The 19448-nt window shown below is 37.9% G+C and carries 17 protein-coding genes; 15 read left to right on the forward strand and 2 right to left on the reverse strand.

What is annotated here, in order from left to right:
- Positions 1-273 precede the first annotated feature (273 nt).
- The 10 genes from prfA to F4V57_RS00565 all read left to right on the forward strand — a co-directional run bounded on the left by prfA (position 274) and on the right by F4V57_RS00565 (position 12362).
- A complete protein-coding gene (gene prfA, locus F4V57_RS00520) occupies positions 274-1362 on the forward strand; it encodes a peptide chain release factor 1 (protein WP_070069152.1) in 1089 nt (362 codons plus the stop codon).
- 16 nt (positions 1363-1378) lie between these two features.
- A complete protein-coding gene (gene prmC / locus F4V57_RS00525; RefSeq protein ID WP_070069153.1) occupies positions 1379-2197 on the forward strand; it encodes a peptide chain release factor N(5)-glutamine methyltransferase in 819 nt (272 codons plus the stop codon).
- A gap of 584 nt (positions 2198-2781) precedes the next feature.
- Entirely contained in the window at positions 2782-4056 is a 1275-nt protein-coding gene (locus F4V57_RS00530; RefSeq protein ID WP_070069154.1) for a Glu/Leu/Phe/Val family dehydrogenase, read from the forward strand.
- A 122-nt stretch (positions 4057-4178) separates the two neighbouring features.
- The gene (locus F4V57_RS00535) at positions 4179-5402 is read left to right on the forward strand and encodes a bifunctional succinylornithine transaminase/acetylornithine transaminase (RefSeq protein WP_070069155.1); all 1224 of its coding nucleotides are present in this window, start codon (positions 4179-4181) and stop codon (positions 5400-5402) included.
- Between the two features lie 184 nt (positions 5403-5586).
- Positions 5587-7725: a DNA polymerase III subunit gamma/tau gene (gene dnaX / locus F4V57_RS00540; RefSeq protein ID WP_070069156.1), complete on the forward strand. Its 2139-nt coding sequence runs from the start codon at positions 5587-5589 to the stop codon at positions 7723-7725.
- Positions 7726-7745: 20 nt separating this feature from the next.
- Positions 7746-8255, forward strand: coding sequence for a low molecular weight protein-tyrosine-phosphatase (locus F4V57_RS00545; RefSeq protein WP_070069157.1), 510 nt, complete (start codon positions 7746-7748; stop codon positions 8253-8255).
- A 135-nt stretch (positions 8256-8390) separates the two neighbouring features.
- Positions 8391-9431: a UDP-N-acetylmuramate dehydrogenase gene (gene murB / locus F4V57_RS00550; protein WP_070069158.1), complete on the forward strand. Its 1041-nt coding sequence runs from the start codon at positions 8391-8393 to the stop codon at positions 9429-9431.
- Positions 9432-9451: 20 nt separating this feature from the next.
- On the forward strand, positions 9452-10540 hold the full coding sequence (locus F4V57_RS00555; protein ID WP_070069159.1) for a YdcF family protein: 1089 nt from the start codon (positions 9452-9454) through the stop codon (positions 10538-10540).
- Between the two features lie 2 nt (positions 10541-10542).
- On the forward strand, positions 10543-11574 hold the full coding sequence (locus tag F4V57_RS00560) for an alpha/beta fold hydrolase (protein WP_070069160.1): 1032 nt from the start codon (positions 10543-10545) through the stop codon (positions 11572-11574).
- A 20-nt stretch (positions 11575-11594) separates the two neighbouring features.
- Positions 11595-12362, forward strand: coding sequence for a Rossmann-like and DUF2520 domain-containing protein (locus F4V57_RS00565; protein ID WP_070069161.1), 768 nt, complete (start codon positions 11595-11597; stop codon positions 12360-12362).
- A 1-nt stretch (position 12363) separates the two neighbouring features.
- Here F4V57_RS00565 and F4V57_RS00570 read toward each other — a convergent pair whose 3' ends face one another.
- Both F4V57_RS00570 and F4V57_RS00575 read right to left on the reverse strand, forming a co-directional pair.
- Positions 12364-13359 (reverse strand): sensor domain-containing diguanylate cyclase, encoded by a 996-nt coding sequence (locus F4V57_RS00570; RefSeq protein WP_070069162.1) that lies wholly within the window; start codon positions 13357-13359, stop codon positions 12364-12366.
- A 670-nt stretch (positions 13360-14029) separates the two neighbouring features.
- The gene (locus tag F4V57_RS00575; protein WP_070070561.1) at positions 14030-14938 is read right to left on the reverse strand and encodes a pseudouridine synthase; all 909 of its coding nucleotides are present in this window, start codon (positions 14936-14938) and stop codon (positions 14030-14032) included.
- Between the two features lie 127 nt (positions 14939-15065).
- Here F4V57_RS00575 and F4V57_RS00580 point away from each other — a divergent pair, with 127 nt between their 5' ends.
- The 5 genes from F4V57_RS00580 (at position 15066) to hfq (ending at position 19420) form a co-directional block, all read left to right on the forward strand.
- Complete coding sequence (locus F4V57_RS00580; protein WP_070070567.1) at positions 15066-15428, forward strand: DUF1304 domain-containing protein; 363 nt, start codon at positions 15066-15068, stop codon at positions 15426-15428.
- Positions 15429-15610: 182 nt separating this feature from the next.
- Entirely contained in the window at positions 15611-16078 is a 468-nt protein-coding gene (gene tsaE / locus F4V57_RS00585; protein ID WP_070070562.1) for a tRNA (adenosine(37)-N6)-threonylcarbamoyltransferase complex ATPase subunit type 1 TsaE, read from the forward strand.
- 10 nt (positions 16079-16088) lie between these two features.
- A complete protein-coding gene (mutL, locus tag F4V57_RS00590) occupies positions 16089-18005 on the forward strand; it encodes a DNA mismatch repair endonuclease MutL (protein WP_070070568.1) in 1917 nt (638 codons plus the stop codon).
- 4 nt (positions 18006-18009) lie between these two features.
- Positions 18010-18954 carry a tRNA (adenosine(37)-N6)-dimethylallyltransferase MiaA gene (gene miaA, locus F4V57_RS00595; RefSeq protein ID WP_070070563.1) on the forward strand — a complete coding sequence of 315 codons (945 nt, stop codon included), beginning with the start codon at positions 18010-18012 and terminating at the stop codon, positions 18952-18954.
- Between the two features lie 88 nt (positions 18955-19042).
- On the forward strand, positions 19043-19420 hold the full coding sequence (hfq, locus tag F4V57_RS00600; RefSeq protein ID WP_070070564.1) for an RNA chaperone Hfq: 378 nt from the start codon (positions 19043-19045) through the stop codon (positions 19418-19420).
- The last annotated feature ends 28 nt before the right edge of the window (positions 19421-19448 follow it).

Raw genomic sequence — 19448 nt, forward strand, 5'->3', positions numbered from 1 at the left:
GCACAGCTTGAGAATTACTATGAATTATTAAGTTTATATGATGAAAATTGTGAAAGGTGTGTCTGGTTTGCAACTAAAATTAGAATTATGAAGAAAATATGAATAAAACCACAGAGTATTTTTCAATGTATGATTTGGATAGATTAAACATCACAGATCAGGAGAACACAGTAGGATTTATTGTCAGGAATCGTTACACTATGCGCAGTTAAAATTTCTCAAGGCATGATTCGATATCCATTGCCTTGAATTATCATTGAGAAAGTCAGTTTTATGAAAGAGTCGTTACGTTTACGTTTAGATCAATTATGTGATCGTTATGAGGAACTAACCGCATTATTGGCGGATGTAGAAATTATTTCTGATAATGGCAAGTTTCGCAAATTGTCACGTGAACACAGCGATTTGCAGGAAATCACTGAAGTTTGGCAAAACTATACCCAAGCAGAAGCAGATATCGCTACAGCGGAAGATATGCTTTCCGATCCTGACTTTAAGGATATGGCACAGGAAGAAATTAAAACCAATAAGGTCTTACTGGCTGAACTGGAAGATCAACTCAATATTCTGATGATTCCAAAGGATCCGAACGATGCCAATGCGGCTTTCCTTGAAATTCGGGCAGGAACGGGCGGTGATGAAGCAGCAATTTTTTCTGGTGATTTATTCCGTATGTATAGTAAATATGCCGAATCAAAAGGCTGGCGTATCGAAATTCTTTCTGAAAATGAAGGAGAACATGGCGGTTATAAGGAAGTTATCTGTCGGGTTGATGGGGATGGAGTATATGGACGTCTTAAATTTGAAAGTGGTGCGCATCGTGTACAGCGTGTACCGGCTACGGAATCTCAGGGTCGTGTACATACTTCTGCGTGTACTGTTGCCATTTTGCCGGAAATTGATGTAGATACGACAGTAGAGATCAATCCTGCTGATTTAAGAATCGATACTTATCGTGCATCAGGTGCAGGTGGTCAGCATATTAACAAAACTGATTCCGCAGTACGTATTACGCATATTCCAACAGGTACAGTGGTAGAATGTCAGGATGAGCGGTCACAACATAAAAACAAAGCGAAAGCAATGGCATTGCTGGCTTCACGTCTAGAGAATGCAAAGCGTCAGGCACAAGCCGATGCTACATCGGAAATGCGCCGAGACTTGGTTGGGTCTGGTGATCGTTCCGAACGGATTCGTACTTATAATTATCCACAAGGACGTATGACCGATCACCGAATCAATTTAACGTTGTATAAATTGGATGCCATTATGGAGGGTGATTTAAGCGAACTACTTGATAGCCTTCATCGTGAATATCAGGCAGATCAGCTGGCAATGCTGGCTCAGGAAAATGGCGGTTAATTGAAGGATTATTACATTGCGAATTGCTCAGGCACTGGATTTACGTGGTCAGTCAGATAGCTACGAACGTCAGGAAGCAATCTGGTTGCTGGAACATATTTTGCAATGTTCTGCTCTGGAACTAAAATATCGCGCCATGCAGAATTTAAGTCCTGAGCAGGAAAAACAATATCTGGATGGTCTAATGCGTTTGGCAAAAGGTGAACCTCTAGCTTATGTATTAGGAACACAACCTTTCTGGACACTTGATCTAAAGGTGACATCCGATACTTTGGTGCCACGTCCTGATACTGAGATTTTGATTGAAACGGTTCTCTCACTTGATTTGCCTTATCAGGCCAATGTTGTTGATTTAGGAACAGGAACAGGTGCAATTGCATTATCTCTGGCATCTGAACGACCACATTGGCGTATTGTTGCAACGGATGTTTATTCTGCAACCTTACAGATCGCAAAAGAAAATGCTCGCAAACATCAATTGGAAGATCAGGTAGAGTTTTGCCTAGGCATTTGGTATCAGGCATTATCAACACAACATTTTGATCTTATTGTTTCCAATCCGCCTTATATTGATCCGGAAGATCCGCATGTTGCAGCATTACGCTATGAACCTCAGCGAGCTCTGGTTGCGCAAGAACAAGGTTTATCGGATTTAATTCATATTATTCAATATGCATCGCAATGGTTAAACCCAAATGGCTGGATCGTACTTGAACATGGTTATGATCAGGCACAGGCAGTACAGCAACTTTTTGCGAAATATGGTTTCCAGAACATTCGTTCTGTGCAGGATTATGGCGGAAATGACCGAGTCACGCTGGCACAGTACAATTAAAAATTAAAGTGTATAAAATGCAAATTGGTGATTTTTGCCAATGTAAAAATGCACAAATTTAGTGCATTGGATATTATGGCAATTGCTTGCATGTTAAAAGTATAAGAAAAGGTATTTGTTTTATTGTTATCTTGATGTGAATAATCCTAAAAATCTTGATGGTTCCTTGCTTATACAGCGATTTGGCTCTTTATTTAATTTTGAAATCCTTTATTTCTATACCAATCGTATTCAATATTCAGCGTGATAAATACAAAATAGCAAAAACTATTTTTGCACCAATTTGGTTCATTTTGATAATCGAACTAAATATGGAAATTGTTACGATAATGCGATACTTTTGTAGAAATATAAAAGTTCAGGAATTGTTAATATTTTTCTTTATCGAATGATTATCAGTTCATATCAGAATCAAAAATACTGATTTTTGGGATTTTTGATTTATAGACAGTAAAGACATTAATCAGATCACATAGAAAAATGATTTTTTTAAATGTATTACTGGCAGGACAGATTACCAATGTAGGTGAATTGGCAAATCAAAGAAAGCTGTGCTTTATGATTTGCAAAACAAGGATTTAATGATGTCAAATTTATCGTATGTAAATAATAATAACGGTGCATGGCAAACCTACCTCACGCAAATTGAACGTGTTGCACCGTATTTATCAGAAGATCTTCAAGATTATATTGATACTTTAAAACGCCCAAAACGTGCATTAATTGTTGATGTGCCGATTGTGATGGATGATGGCAGTATCCAGCATTTTGAAGGGTATCGTGTGCAGCACAACTTATCACGTGGTCCCGGTAAAGGCGGGATCCGCTATCACCCTGATGTAGAATTAGGGGAAGTTATGGCATTATCAGCATGGATGACCATTAAAACAGCCGTAGTTAATTTACCTTTTGGCGGTGCAAAAGGGGGGATTCGTGTAGATCCACGTAAATTATCCGTACGTGAACTTGAACGATTAACTCGTCGTTTTACCAGTGAAATTAGTCATATTATTGGACCTCAACAAGATATTCCTGCACCAGATGTTGGGACTAATCCACGCATTATGGGCTGGATGATGGATACTTTTTCTACTGGTCAGGGTCATACAGTTACAGGTGTCGTTACAGGAAAACCAGTACATCTTGGAGGATCTCTTGGACGTGTACGTGCGACTGGTCGTGGTGTATTCGTAACAGGTGTGCAGGCTGCACAGCGTATCAAACTACCTGTTGAGGGCAGTCGTGTGGCAGTACAGGGCTTTGGTAATGTTGGTAGTGAAGCTGCGTTTTTATTTAACAAAGCTCAAGCAAAAGTTGTATGTGTACAGGATCATACCGGAACCATTTTTAACCCTGAAGGTCTTGATATTAAATCATTACAGGCTTATGTGGCAGAAACTCAGGGCATTGTCGGTTTTGAAGGTGCGCAGGCTATTTCGAATGATGCTTTCTGGGATGTAGAAATGGATATTTTGGTGCCGGCTGCATTGGAAGGTCAGATTACAGTAGAACGCGCCAAAACTTTAACAGCAAAGCTGATTCTGGAAGGGGCGAATGGACCAACTTATCCGGAAGCTGATGATGAGTTGCAAAAACGCGGCATTACCGTTGTACCGGACGTAATCTGTAATGCAGGCGGGGTAACGGTCAGTTACTTTGAATGGGTACAGGACATGGCCAGCTATTTCTGGAGTGAATCTGAAATTAATGAGCGTCTGGATAAGTTGATGATTCAAGCAATTGATGATGTTTGGCAAACTTCTGAAACTAATCAATGTAGTTTAAGAACAGCAGCTTATATTTTGGCATGTGAGCGTATTTTGAAAGCACGTAAAGAACGTGGAATTTTCCCAGGTTAATTTCATTTAAGTTAAAGGCAGGGTGTGTTGGTTGGAAAAATCAATACGCCCTGTTTCACTTATGCAGATTGAGTTATGATGTTGGAGTTTTATCTTTCTCACAATTATGTAAAGAGGTCGTCATGTCTACACATGCTGTAACCCGTCAGGATTTTGATCAGTATATGGTGCCAGTTTTTGCGCCCGCAGCATTTATTCCAGTCAAAGGGGAAGGTTCACGACTTTGGGATCAGGATGGGCGAGAATATATTGATTTTGTCGGTGGGATTGCAGTAAATGCTTTGGGACATGCCCATCCAAGTGCGGTAAAAGCTTTGACTGAACAAGCAAATAAGATTTGGCATGTCAGTAATTTATTTACAAATGAACCAGCATTAAGTCTAGCAAAACAATTGGTTGAAAATACTTTTGCTGATAAAGTGTTTTTTTGTAATTCTGGTGCTGAAGCTAATGAAGCTGCACTAAAATTGGCACGTAAAGTTGGTTTGCTGAGTGGTATTGCGGGTAAAAATCAAATTGTTGCATTTAATAATTCTTTTCATGGCCGCACTTTATTTACAGTGTCTGCGGGTGGACAGGCAAAATATTCCAAAGAATTTGCGCCGTTACCTTCAGGAATTCAACATATTGCCTATAATGATCTGGATGCTGCTAAAGCTGCGATCAATGAACATACCTGTGCTGTCATTGTTGAGCCTATTCAAGGTGAAGGTGGTGTTATTACAGCACATGTCGAATTCTTAAAAGGCTTGCGAGAATTGTGCGATCAAAATGGTGCAGTATTAATTTTTGATGAAGTACAGACTGGTGTGGGTCGTACAGGTAGTTTATATGCCTATATGAATACCGGTGTGACACCGGATATCCTGACCACAGCCAAGGCATTGGGTGGCGGTTTTCCAATTGCAGCTATGTTAGCAACAGACCAATTTGCCCAACAATTTGCTGTGGGTGATCATGGTACGACTTATGGTGGAAATCCATTGGCAACTGCGGTGGGTGATGCTGTATTTGCAATAATTAATACGCCAGATATTTTAAATGGTGTAAATGAACGTTTTACATATTTTAAAGCGGGATTAGAGAAAATAAATGATAAATATCAGATTTTTAGAGAGGTTCGTGGTGCTGGTTTGTTAATTGGCTGTGTACTAAAATCAGACTATGCAGGGCAGGCAAATCGTATTAATGCACTTGCGGCCGCAGAAGGTGTATTGGGGTTGATTGCAGGACCTGATGTGGTACGTTTTACACCATCGCTGATTATCCCTTATAAAGATATAGATGAAGGTTTGGCTCGTTTTGAACGGGCGGTTGCACAATTTACGCAGTCGGTTGCAGCATAATTTTTTCATTTTTAATGAAACGCTTTGCTTAACTTAAATTACCTTGCTGAGTATCACAGCATATTTAGCAGGGTGAATCATTCAAAAAAAATAACAGCAAATCATCAATTAGAAATAAATCCAGCCCCTTTCATTCACTATCAGTCAAAAAAACAGTATCCTTAGACGGTCACAAGGAGCTTTCATGTATCAAGTACTTGCCAGAAAATACCGTCCCCGTAATTTTAGCCAACTGGTTGGTCAAACTCATGTATCCAGAGCATTAACCAGTGCGCTGGAAAGAGGTCGGCTACATCATGCCTATTTGTTTACAGGAACAAGAGGCGTGGGTAAAACGACTATTGCACGTATTTTGGCAAAATGTTTGAACTGCGAAACAGGTGTAACAGCAATGCCTTGTGAAACCTGTGATATTTGTCGTGCTGTCAACGAAGGACGTTTTATTGATCTAATCGAAATTGATGCTGCTTCCCGAACTCGTGTAGAAGATACGCGTGAACTTCTGGATAATGTACCTTATGCTCCAACTCAAGGGCGCTATAAAGTTTATTTGATTGATGAAGTCCACATGCTTTCTACCCATAGTTTTAATGCCTTACTTAAAACATTGGAAGAACCGCCTGAACACGTCAAATTTTTATTTGCGACGACTGATCCACAAAAGTTACCAATTACAGTGATTTCACGCTGTTTGCAATTTACCTTACGCCCTTTAGGTAAAGATGAAATTTTTCAACATCTTGAACAAATTCTTGGACAGGAACAGATTCAACATGAAGCGGAGGCATTGTGGCAACTGGCAGAGTCTGCACAGGGTTCCATGCGGGATGCTTTGTCCCTGACAGACCAAGCAATTGCTTATGGTCAAGGACAGGTGATTGCACAGGATGTGCAAAATATGTTGGGACTGATCGATAAAAATCTGGTCTTTGATTTACTGTTGGCAATTCATAAAAATCAGCGTTCTCAGGTTGCTCAACTTGTACAGCAGATGCGACAGCAAGCCATTGATGTATTACATGTACTTGAGCAAGTGATTAGTACTTTGCATGAAGCTGCAATTTTGCAATGTCTTGGACAGTTATCCACGGAAAATCTAGCACAAGAAGAACAACGAAAACAACAATTGGCACAGACGATTGCAGCACAGGATATGCAATTATATTATCAAATTGCTTTACAGGGGCGAGCGGATTTATCACTTGCACTTACACCAGAGCAAGGCTTTGAAATGTGCATCATGCGTTTGTTGGCTTTTCGTCCAATGGCAGTTGGTGAAGTTTTATCGGTTGCATCGGATTATCCATCTGTATTGACACCAAAAGAACATATTGAATCAGCAACTATTGCGAGCAATAGCCAAACTGAACCACAAGTTTCAAATGAAAACTTTTCTACAGAACATGATAACCTAAAAGTTGATGAGCAACATAATCATGTTCAGAATGTACTTAAGCCACTTACCATTGCCCCAGAAACATCAATGCATCATGAACAAGAGCAATCACAAGACATAAAGCAACAAAAAACAGCATCTTTAGATACAAACAAGAGTATACAAGATTGTCAGCCTTCTGCATGGGCACCTGATTTTGATCAGCAATCTGAATTGTCAGCGCAGCAAATTTCAGTGCAAGATCAACCATTGTTAGCAGAAACATTTTCAACAACACAGGCAATAAAGGTACGGCCAGAAATTAATGCGTCGGCAACGGAAAATGTTATTCATCAATCATTGCAGGATCAGACGATAGACATTGTTGAATCTTATGATATTGCGCAAGTAGAAGAACAATCAGAACCACAAATTGATTTACTTGATACGGTACAACAACCAAGTCAATCTCTACAAGAAATTGAATTAAAACATGAACAAAATCATATTAAGCAGGATGATATTGAAGATCCTAGGGCTTTACTTCTAGCTAAAGAACAGCAGCTTACAGGGGAATGGAATTTAGAAAAATGGGATTACTGGTTGCGTCAATCTGATTTGACACCTGCTATTAAGGAGTTTGCCCAACATGGCATGATGTATGGGCAAATTTCCGGAAAAAGTGAACTGCATTTGGATCCCTCTTATCAAGGGATGTTTGAACAGTTTGAACATGTATTACAAACACACTTACAACAACTGTCTGCTGATTTGCAATTACAAGTAAGGTACCATGTGATGACAGAACAATGTCCATATACTTTACAACAGCAACGTAAGCGTGATGCATATCAAGCTGCCTATGATAAAGTTGCTGAACATGCAGCAGTCAGTGCTTTGAGTGAGCACTTTTCAGCGAGTATTGAAAATTTAAAATTAAAAAGTTAAATAGGTAACCTGAGGTCATAATGCAACAAAAACTACCGTATAAAGTGTTGTGTGTTTGTTTGGGAAATATTTGTCGTTCTCCAACTGCCGAAGTGGTTTTAAGGACGACAGCTCATCATGCAGGATTAAACCTCTACGTTGATTCTGCTGGCACAGCAAATTATCACATTGGTGAAGCACCAGATCAACGCAGTCAGTATTATGCAAAAATACATGGTTATGATTTGAGTAAGCTTCAAGCCAGACAGATTACGATGGTTGATTTTGATGAATTTGATCTGATTTTGGCTATGGATGAAAATAATCTACACAATGTAAAAAAAATGATGCAATGTGCAGGGAAAACCTTAAAAAAGCAATCACTTCGTGCTAGCCTTGCTTTAATGACAGCACATGATCCATTGTATCCAGATCAATCTGTTCCGGATCCATATTATGGCAAAGCTCAGGATTTTGAAAATGTAATTCACTTATGTGAATCGAGTAGTCGAGGCTGGGTGCAATACTTGCAGTCGCAAGTTCATGGCTAAATCAAACATTTGATTCATTACTGGCTCAATTATGAAATTATTTTTTTCATGTCAAGAAAACAAACATAAGGAATTCCGCAAGAGATCTTTGCTTTATGTTATAACTTCCCATATCTCTGCTTGTAGGACAAAAAAGTGAATGTTGTTCAACATCAATTTGACTTAACTGCTCTTAATACTCTGGCTTTATACAGTCAGACCAGTGACTATGTGAGAATTGATGCCATTGATCAGATTGAAGACGTTGTACAGTATGCCAAGCAACATCAACTTAATATTTTTATCTTGTCTGGTGGTAGCAATGTACTTTTACCTGAAAAATTTCAGTCACTAACGGTACACATGTTGAATCAGGGAAAGGAAATTGTTTCTGAAGATGATGACTTTGTGGTAATTAAAGTTCAGGCAGGAGAAATATGGCATGATTTTGTCTGTGACTGTTGTGCGAAAGGTTATCATGGACTTGAGAACCTGGCATTAATTCCCGGACGTGTAGGCGCTGCACCGATTCAAAATATTGGTGCATACGGTGTTGAAGCTGGTGAGTTTATCGAGCATATTTGGGCGTATGATTTACAACAACAACAACACGTCAATTTTACCGCAGACCAATGCCAATTTGCTTATCGGGACAGTATTTTTAAACAACAGGCAGGCCGATATTTGATCTATGCACTAAGTTTTAGATTACGTAAACAGGCCGATTTAAAATTAAATTATGCAGATGTTGCTAAACGTGTTGGTGATACGCCAACGGCTGAGAAATTACTGAATACTATTGTGAAAATTCGCAGTGAAAAACTACCACAACCGGCACTGTATCCTAATGCAGGAAGTTTTTTTAAAAATCCAATCTTATCAGCTTTAGAATTTACTACATTTATTCAGAAGCATCCTAACGCACCACATTATCTACAGGCAGATGGTTCTGTAAAAGTTGCAGCAGGCTGGTTGATTGATCAGGCTGGCTGGAAAGGTAAAAAACTTGGTCAAGTCGGTATGTTTGAGCGACAAGCATTGGTATTGGTTAATTATGGTCAGGCGAATTTGCAGGATGTACAACGAACTTATCAAACAATTCAAACAGAGATTTTTCAAAAATTTGCCATAGTATTGCAACCAGAACCTGTTCAAATTAATCGTTCTGGGCAAATTCAGCCGTATGTCATGATTTAAATTTTGGGGAAATGAGACTTATGGCAAAAAAAGTACATACATTGATTACGTTGTCGCGTAGCTTGTTTGTGCTAATGCTATGTGCTATTGCCTTAACACTGTTTATGTATTCTCCTTTTTATGCAAAAAGTGCTTTGTGGCTTCTAAATAAATTAACAGATGTTCGGGTGGATCCTGTCGCAGCAGAAAGTCAAAAAACAGGGCAGCTCAGTTTGGAAAGTACTTATGAACCGGGCTCACCAGAATGGGTTGCCAGACAGGCATATCTAGCTGAAGTGAATAAAGCACTGAATGATGGTCAGGTCGACGACTTTAGTTATTTGCAGCATCGCTATGATTTGCTACAGCAAATGATCAAGCAACAAAAAGCCAAAGAACAGTCAAACACATTAGAACAAGCATCTGAATCAGACATAGAGCAGGCGGCTTCTGTAGATTATTTTCAGCAATTAATTCCTGATGAAAATGAACCATTATTTCAGCAATATCGTGAATTTTTAGTAAAAAACCAACAAGGAAATAGTAAGAAATATCCTCATAAGAAACAAAGTAGACCGAAGGAATCAGTTCCTTCTCCTTTTATTCTACAACGTCCGGATCACCAACCGCATGCAATTGTGATTCTTGGGGGAGGGTTAATGGCAGGTAAACAAAAAGGACAAATTATTTTAAATCCATATACGCAAAAACGTTTACAAACTGCGATTGAAATTTATAACAAATACCATTTACCGATTCTACTCAGTGGTGTTGAATCACCTTATATGCAAAAATGGCTAAAACAACACGATATTGAAGCGCAATTTTTAGAAAATCGTAGTATGAATACCTGTGAAAATACTCGATTTAGTGCGCTTTTGTTACAAAAACAGGGCGGTGCACCAACGGTATTTCTTGTGACAGATGCCTATCATATGCCGAGATCAAGACAATTATTTGCGCAAAATGGGATTGAAACTATTCCTGTTGTTGCATCATTGCCAAATGCATTGACTGAATGGCAGCCTAGTCGCCAAAACTGGATGCATAGCCGTCGTGCAAATTATGAATTACTTGCACTGATCCGCAGTAAATGGATTGGTGAAAGTAATTGTCGGGAGGTACCTTAAATATGGCAAATATTCCGTTTATGCATCCTATGATGCTGCAATCTACACAATTGCCTGTACCTGATCGAAACAATACGCCGGAAGCGTTGCCGATTTTTGATCTTGAAAAAATGCCTGTTGTAAATTCCGCAGTGGAAGGGTATCGGCGTTTATATGGTTTGGATCATTTATCCGGCACACATTGGCAAGGTTATTTGAACATCACAAAATTCAAAATCCATGTTCAGGTTTTTCAGCCGGATGTCGAAAAAATAAAGGGTACAGTCTGGTTGATTCATGGTTATCTGGAACATAGTGGTATTTATCAACCCATTATCAAAGAATTACTAGAACAGGACTTTAGCGTAATCACTTATGATTTACCAGGTCATGGCTTAAGTGATGGAACCGTTGCGGGTATTGCAAATTTTGATGATTATCAGGATGTATTGTTAGGGATTAGACAAGTGGTGGAACCTGTCAGACAATTGCCTAAGCCTTGGCTGGGAATTGGACAAAGTACTGGTGGGGCTATTCTCATGCATCATATTCTGGACTATGCAGAGCAACGTCGGGATCCGATGGTGGACCGAGTTTTATTGTTATCCCCATTGGTGAGACCCGCTAAATCTGCATGGTGGCATAATTCGATTGGTTTGGGTATTGTGAGTCGCATTAAAAGGCAAGTACCACGACATTTTCGCAGAAATAATCACAATCCGGAATTTTTACGTTTTGTACGTTTACAGGATCCATTACAACCAAGAACTATGAGTATGGACTGGATTCTGGCAATGGCAAAATGGATGGTACAAATGGAACAACGCCCCGCTTGTCGTATTCCTGTATGGTTAGCTCAGGGAGCATTGGATCAAACTGTAGACTGGCAATATAATATTGAATATATTCGCAAAAAATTTCGGTTACAAACTTCTCTTATTTTAGAGGAAGGCTCTCATCAATTGATTAATGAGCGTGCTGATATCCGGGCTGCGTTGACTGGTTTAATACCTGCTTTTTTACATGCACAATATAAACGTCAATATTATCAATAATATGCATGATGAATAGAAATATGAGAATCTCAATCATTGGTGCTGGGCGGGTTGCAACGCATTTGGCAATAGCTTTATTCCAAAAAGATATTTGTATTCATAGCATATATAGCCAGACATTGACTAATGCGCAAAGATTGGCAAAACAGGTACAGGCACAGCCTATTCAGGCACTTAAACAACTTGAATTAGTTGATATTCTTATTATTGCTGTCAGCGATGCGCAGATCGATCATGTTGCCAGGCAATTGGCTGAAAATCAATATCAAGGATTAACTGTACATACCTCAGGCAGTACTTCTCTGAATGTACTTTGTCAGTATCAGTTAAGAGCAGGTGTCTTTTATCCTTTACAAACCTTTAGTTTAAATCAAAAAATTGATTGGCTACAGACACCAATTTTTCTTGAGGCCAGTCACTCATCTGATTTAAGTCAATTACATCAGTTGGCTGATCAGCTTTCAAATAAAATCTATCATTATGATTCGCAGCAACGTTTAAGCTTGCATCTTGCGGCAGTGTTTGCCTGTAATTTTAGTAATTATTGTTATGATATTGCCCAACAACTATTGCAAAATCAGCAGGTAGATCCAGATTTATTGTTGCCACTAATTCAAGGTACAGCAAATAAATTAAAACAACAAACGGCTTATGAGAATCAGACTGGTCCAGCAATGCGTCACGATGACAATATCCTGCAATTACATCAACAAGAATTGCAACATTATGCCGAATGGTTAAAGATTTATCAGTTGATGAGTGATGCAATTCGACACCGACATAAGTAATTTATTCCTGGATTAAGTTTTTGCTGTGCTTGCGATGACGTTTATTGTTATACATGTGTTGATCTGCAACCTCCATTAATGTTGTCAATTGTTTTCCATCTTTTGGATATAGGGCATAGCCGACACTAATACTAATATTGATCGCCTGATTTTTATAATAAAAAGCTTCTGAACAAACCTGAATAAAGCGATTAATCAGAAGTTGAATTGCATCCGCTGTGTGAATATTTGCTAAAAAAACTGCAAATTCATCACCACCTAGACGAACAATTAAATCATCCTTACGAATTTGTCGTTTAAGACGTTTGCCGACTTCGATTAAAGCCAAATCACCGGCACGATGCCCATAATGATCATTAATAAATTTTAAATCATTCATATCAATCATAAGTAGACCAGCATGTTGATGATTATTTTTTTCAAAATACTCCGATAAAATCGCACGAGTATTTAAACCAGTTAAATAATCCATCGAAGCCAGTTTAATTTGTTTTTCCAGTTTGATGGATTGATAAAGTGCAGCAGAAATCGTATCTGACAAAAGATTAAGTAATTGTAAATCTTGTTTTGAAAAAGCATCTTTCTGATTGGAAAAAAGTAAATAGACACCAACAGCCTGTTCTTGAAAAAAGAGTGGTAGTACAACGATTGACTCGAAACTCATGGTTTTTCTGATGTTAATATTTACCCGATCATCACCCTGGTAATCCATACTATAAATAAGCTTTTTATTTTTAATGGCATAACCTGCTAATCCATCATTTAAATGGAAACGTTTACCAATATAACTTTGAACATTTTTGGAGACCGCATGGCAAACAATATAATCATCTTCAAGCAAAGTTAATGCTGAAGCTGTTGCATTAGTTAAATTTTGAATGTCTTCCACTAAAAGTTTCATAATGGCATGAACATCCGTTCCCAGTTTTATGATCTGAGTTTGTAGTTCAATAACATTTAACAACTGTTTTTGGGAAAAGTAGAAATCTCTTGCCATGAAAGTCTAAGTTGGTTTCAATTTTTACACAAATTATATATAAAACAGCATAAATAAAAACCAGATTTATATGCTTCTTAAAAAATAATTTTGTAAACAATGATGTTGATCAATCAGTTAAAGATAAATGATTTCTATAAATATCTAAAATACAGAATACAATTCTATATATTTTAATGCATCATATAAATTCAAATTATTATTTTAAAAAATATTAATGTTCTTAAGCTTTAAAAATTTTAATTAAATAAGGTGATTTGTATATTTTAATACAGTTTTAATTGACTTTTTATTTAACAAAAAATATAAAAATTTAACAAATTATTGTAAGGGGAAGGCTATTTTTACACACTGTTTGATGTTAGTGTGAAAAATTCATATTTGATTTGATCATTGTGAAATGAGCAATAAAACATTATTAGGCATCTTATTTGCTTATTAATTTATTCAATGGATGGATTGTATCATGAGTACGGCTGATACAAAACAATAAATGAACCTGAAATAGAGAGGTAACGATGATGACGAATAAAGTTTATCTTGGTATATCTTTAACGACTGCATTAGCAGTAACCGTTGTGTTTCATTCAGTTATTGGTTATGTTCTGCAAAACTTATAGTTTTTATAAGTTTGAATATTTAACTAAATTTTCTCATAATAACAGGACGTCTATTCCGGTAAATAGATGTCCTTTTTTGAGCTAAAGTACATTTGCTGTTGAGTTAAAGGATCTTCAAAGTAAATATATTTCGCAAGTAGCTGTAATGGCTGATTAAAGTTTTCAATATCATGTTTTATTTTTGGATATAAACGGTCATTTTTTAATGCTAAACCAAGTGCATTCATGTGTACACGTAATTGATGTTGTTTTCCTGTGATTGGATTAAGCTGATATTTCGCCCAAAAATGATTATGTTCCAATATATCAATTTCTGTATGACTGTTTGCAACACCGTCATTTATACACATTGTATAAAAAGGTTCACCTTTTTGCATAAATGCTGAAAAATGCATTGGAAAACTTAAATGTGCGTTATAAGAAGCAATAGCATGGTAAATTTTTTTGACCTTTTTCTGTGCAAATAATTGTTGGTAGATCCCTCGAGTTAATTTATTTTTTGAAATAAGAATTAAGCCTGCAGTTTCACGATCCAGCCGATGAATGGGTGTCAGGTCTGCATTTCCTGTATCTTTTTTTAGACGGGTGAGTAATGTTTGTTGTACATATTGCCCAGTTGGGTTAACTGTCAGAAAATGAGGTTTATCTATTAACATAAACTCATCATTTTCAAAGAGAATTTCATATGTAAAAGGAACTAGGGTTTCAGATCCCAGATGGCGATAGTAATAAATGTGTTGTTCTGATAAATAGAGGCTTTGTTGATTTAGGCATAAGCCCGATTGTGAAAAAACCAGACCATCCGCAAAACGTTGCAGCCATTCCTGTCTGGAAATATGAGCAAACTTATTGCAAAGAAATTCAAATGTTGTCTGATACTGTATGGAAAATGGCAAAAATACAGTGCTAGGACTAACGCCATCCCGTAGAGGTGGTTTGAATTGTTGTGCAGATAACATGATATAAATGGCTGAAAAATCTATTAATAACAGATTTTATCATTTTGAATGATGAAGTCATATAATGGCGTATACAAATAAGCAAATATTTGTTTAGATGGGTTAATTTAAGGGTATAGAGTAAATGATGAACCCAATATCACAAATTTTGATTATTGCCATTGCTATTTTACATTTCTATATTTTGTTGTTGGAAATGTTTTTGTGGGATAAGCCCGCAGGTATGAAGGCATTTGGACATAATGCAGAAAAAGCTAAAATTACAAAAGTTTATGCACAAAATCAGGGATTATATAATGGATTTCTGGCGGCTGGATTATTATGGTCGATATTTTTAGATATTCCATTTGCAGTACAAGTGGCAAATTTCTTTTTAATCTGTGTTGCTTTGGCAGGTGTGTATGGTGGTATGACTGCTAGTAAAAAGATTATTCTTATTCAGGCTGTTCCTGCATTAATCACCTTAATGGTATTAAATCTTCAGCATTAACTGATATTTTAGGTAGGATTCTGATTCCAAAAATGATTTTATAATCAAAACAGAGCGTTTTACTGAATTATGGAAAATTAATGGTCAATAGGTTTGAGTTGTATTCGTTCTTTCATGTGAATTTTACCCAGAATTCGCTTAATGGTAAGATAACTTTTCCCTGCCAATATTATTGATCAGTTATGATAACCCACTTTTCGACTACCCTGCATCAGGAAGATGAAACTGCACGTTTCGCCCAGATTCTGGCAAAGCATATTACCAAAGGACTTGTATTTTTAATTGGAGATCTGGGGGCAGGAAAAACCACATTAACACGTTATTGGTTACAGGCTCTTGGACATCGAGGAACAGTCAAAAGTCCAACCTATACGTTAGTGGAGCCATATATGCTGGCTGATCGTCATGTTTATCATTTTGATTTATATCGATTACAGGATCCTTATGAGCTGGAATTAATGGGTATTCGTGATTATTTACAGCAAAGCAATAGTTTATTGTTGGTTGAGTGGCCATCTAAAGGTGAGGGTGTATTACCTGAACCTGATTATATCTTACGATTGACTGCTGAAAATGAAACACGTCAGTTAGAATTAAGTGGGGCAGATGTTGTGATTGAACAAGTCAAGGCAGCATGGCATGCATACTAATCAAATACCGATGACTCAAAGGGCAATACGTCGAATACAAACTTTAGCACCTGCGTTAGCTAACCAAATTGCTGCCGGAGAAGTGATTGAGCGTCCGGCATCAGTTGTTAAGGAGTTGTTGGAAAATGCACTGGACGCCGGTGCAACGCAATTAACCGTCCGCATTGAGCAGGGCGGAACCACTTTAATTGAAATTATTGACAATGGTTTTGGAATTCATTCTGATGATTTGCCTTTGGCTGTAATGCGTCATGCCACAAGTAAGGTGCGTAATTCAGAAGAATTATGTGCAATTCAAAGTCTGGGGTTTCGGGGAGAAGCTCTGGCTTCGATTGCTGCGGTGTCACGGTTAAGTTTATCCAGTACGCAAACAGATGATGGTATAGGTTATCAAATTAATCTGGACGGTACTGCATTGGAGCAACAACAAGCAATACCAATTGCCATGAATCGTGGTACTCATATTCGCGTACAGGATTTATTTTTCAATGTACCTGCTCGGCGCAAATTTTTAAAACGTATTTCTACAGAATACCAGCACATTGAAGAAATTGTCAGGCGGATGGCACTGACACATTTTGATGTCCATTTTTTGCTGGAACATAATGATCAAATTCGTTTGAATTTACCTGTAGCAGATAGTGGGGCATTACGATATCAACGAGTATTGCAACTATTGGGGCGGCAGTTTGCTGAAAATGCCTATTGGCTAGATGCTGAATCATCATCCGGTATGCATTTGGCAGGTTGGTTAGGTCATCCTTCCGATGCGCGTGCACAGGCCGATATGCAGTATATTTATGTTAATGGCCGTATTGTCAGAGATAAAACCATTAGTCATGCATTACGCATGGCTTATGAAGGAATTCTGCATGGCCATCAGCATGCTGCATATCTATTATTTCTGGAAATTGATGCTCATGAAATTGATGTCAACGTACATCCGACTAAGCATGAGATACGTTTTCTTCAACAGCGTGAAGTGCATGAGTTTATTCGATATTTTGCGAAACAAACGTTGGCTCAATTTCAGACAGCAAGTGCGGATTTAACCGTTGCCATGAAACCTCAGCTCGAAATTCAGCAGGTACAACCACGCTATCAAGATGCATTGGCATTGCATCAACAGCCTTCTGATCAACGTGCAGAAAGCAGCAACGATATGCAGCAGGCACATATAGCAGCGACACCAATATCGTATTCTGCTACCAAATCACAGATTGGTGCAGATTATGTCGCTAATTCCGTACAAAAGTATCTTGCACCTTTACGAAAAGAACAAACAGAGATAGTACAAACATCAGATGAGCAATTAGATCGCCAAAGTCATTCAGTCGACGAATATCCTTTGGGAATTGCAATTGCTCAATTACATGGAATTTATATTCTTGCACAAAATACGGAAGGCTTAATCATTGTTGATATGCATGCAGCTCACGAACGTATTTTGTTGGAACAAATGAAACAAGCTTGGGATAAACCTGATTTTTGGCAATCTCAGCAGTTACTGATTCCAAAGGTTGTCAGCATTAATGCCTTGCAACAAGATCGCTTGCAACAGCTTCAGGATAAATTGCTGCGCTTAGGTTTGGAAATCGATTTATATGGTGAAAAGCAAGTTCTGGTGCGTGGAGTCCCTGCCATGTTGATCAAAGCTGATCTGGATCAGCTGATCCCAGAATTGCTCAATGATCTTGATCCGAATGATGATGTTAAAGCCCTTACTCAAAAACGAGATCATATTTTGGCTGGAATGGCATGTCATGGCGCAGTTCGTGCGCATCGCCAATTAAGTCTTTCCGAAATGAATGCCTTATTACGTCAAATGGAACAAACAGAATTTGCCAGTCAATGCAATCACGGTCGACCAACCTGGCGAGCTTTTCCACTTTCACAACTTGATAAACTCTTTGCACGTGGGGAATAATAAAATGGCAAAAGATCTACCGGTCATTAATCTTATGGGCCCTACGGCAAGTGGTAAAACAGCTTTGGCTTGTCAATTATATGACCAAGGCCACTATGAAATTATTTCGGTAGATTCTGCATTGGTATATCGGGATATGGATATTGGAACAGCGAAACCAAATAAGTTAGAACAGCAAAAATATCCACACCATTTGATTGATATTATTGAACCAACACAAGTTTATTCTGCTGCTGAATTTGTAGAAGATGCAGAACATTTGATTGATAATATTCATGCCAGAGGCAAGATTCCTTTGTTGGTTGGCGGCACAATGCTATATTTTAAAAGTTTGCTGGAAGGTCTGGCAGATAATTTACCCAGTGCCGATGCAAAAATTCGTACAGATATTGAAAACATGGCCGAACAACAGGGTTGGCAATATGTTTACGAAGAATTAAAACGGGTAGACCCTAAAGCTGGTGAAAAATTTAAGATTTCGGACAGACAGCGTATTATTCGTGCTTTAGAGGTTTACTTACTTACAGGGAAACCCATTACCCAGTTACAGGCTGAGCAATCATCTAGAAGCAATAATAAGTATCATTTTGTTAATTATGCTTTACTTCCTGATCGTGCTGAGTTACATATACGAATAGAGCGGCGATTAGAGCAAATGTGGTCAATAGGTTTTTTAGATGAAGTTAATGACTTGATTGGAAAATATAATATTGATGAAAATTTACCCTCTATGCGCTCTGTGGGTTATCGTCAAGCATTGGAATATTTGATGCATGGTGATTTTAGTCACAAAAATGAAAAGGAAATGCAGCTAAAAGCATTGTACGCAACACGACAATTAGCAAAAAGACAATACACATGGTTACGCTCTTTGCAAGAGTTGCATAAATTTAATACATTTCATACCCTTCAAGAAGGGGAAAAGTACTTGCGTAACCTGTTTAGATAAAGCAAAATTTGCATGTTCGCCTTTTATTATAAGTTTAAGTGAAATATTAAGGCGAAATTTTGCGCTGATATTATTTTTGGAGTTAAAAATGTCTAAAGGTCAAACTTTACAAGATCCGTTTTTGAATTCTCTTAGAAAAGAACGTATTCCTGTATCAATTTTTTTGGTAAACGGTATCAAATTACAAGGCCATATTGAATCCTTTGACCAGTATGTTGTATTACTGAAAAACACTGTAAGCCAAATGGTTTATAAGCATGCTATTTCAACCGTTGTTCCTGCCCGTAATCCTCGTCCTGCTGGCGCACCGGCTGGTGGTCAAGGTAGTAGCAATTTTGGCGGACAAAGTAGTGGTTTTGGTGGTCAAGGCGGCTTTGGTGGTAGTAACCAAGGTGGTTTTGGTGGTTCTAATTTCGATGCTGAGCCAAAATTTGAAGATAACAACGAAGATGAAAACAACCGTTAATCTTTAAATGAAATTTGCTGTCTAATTA

The organism is Acinetobacter qingfengensis, from assembly GCF_008693185.1.
GTDB classification, from domain to species: Bacteria; Pseudomonadota; Gammaproteobacteria; order Pseudomonadales; family Moraxellaceae; genus Acinetobacter; species Acinetobacter qingfengensis.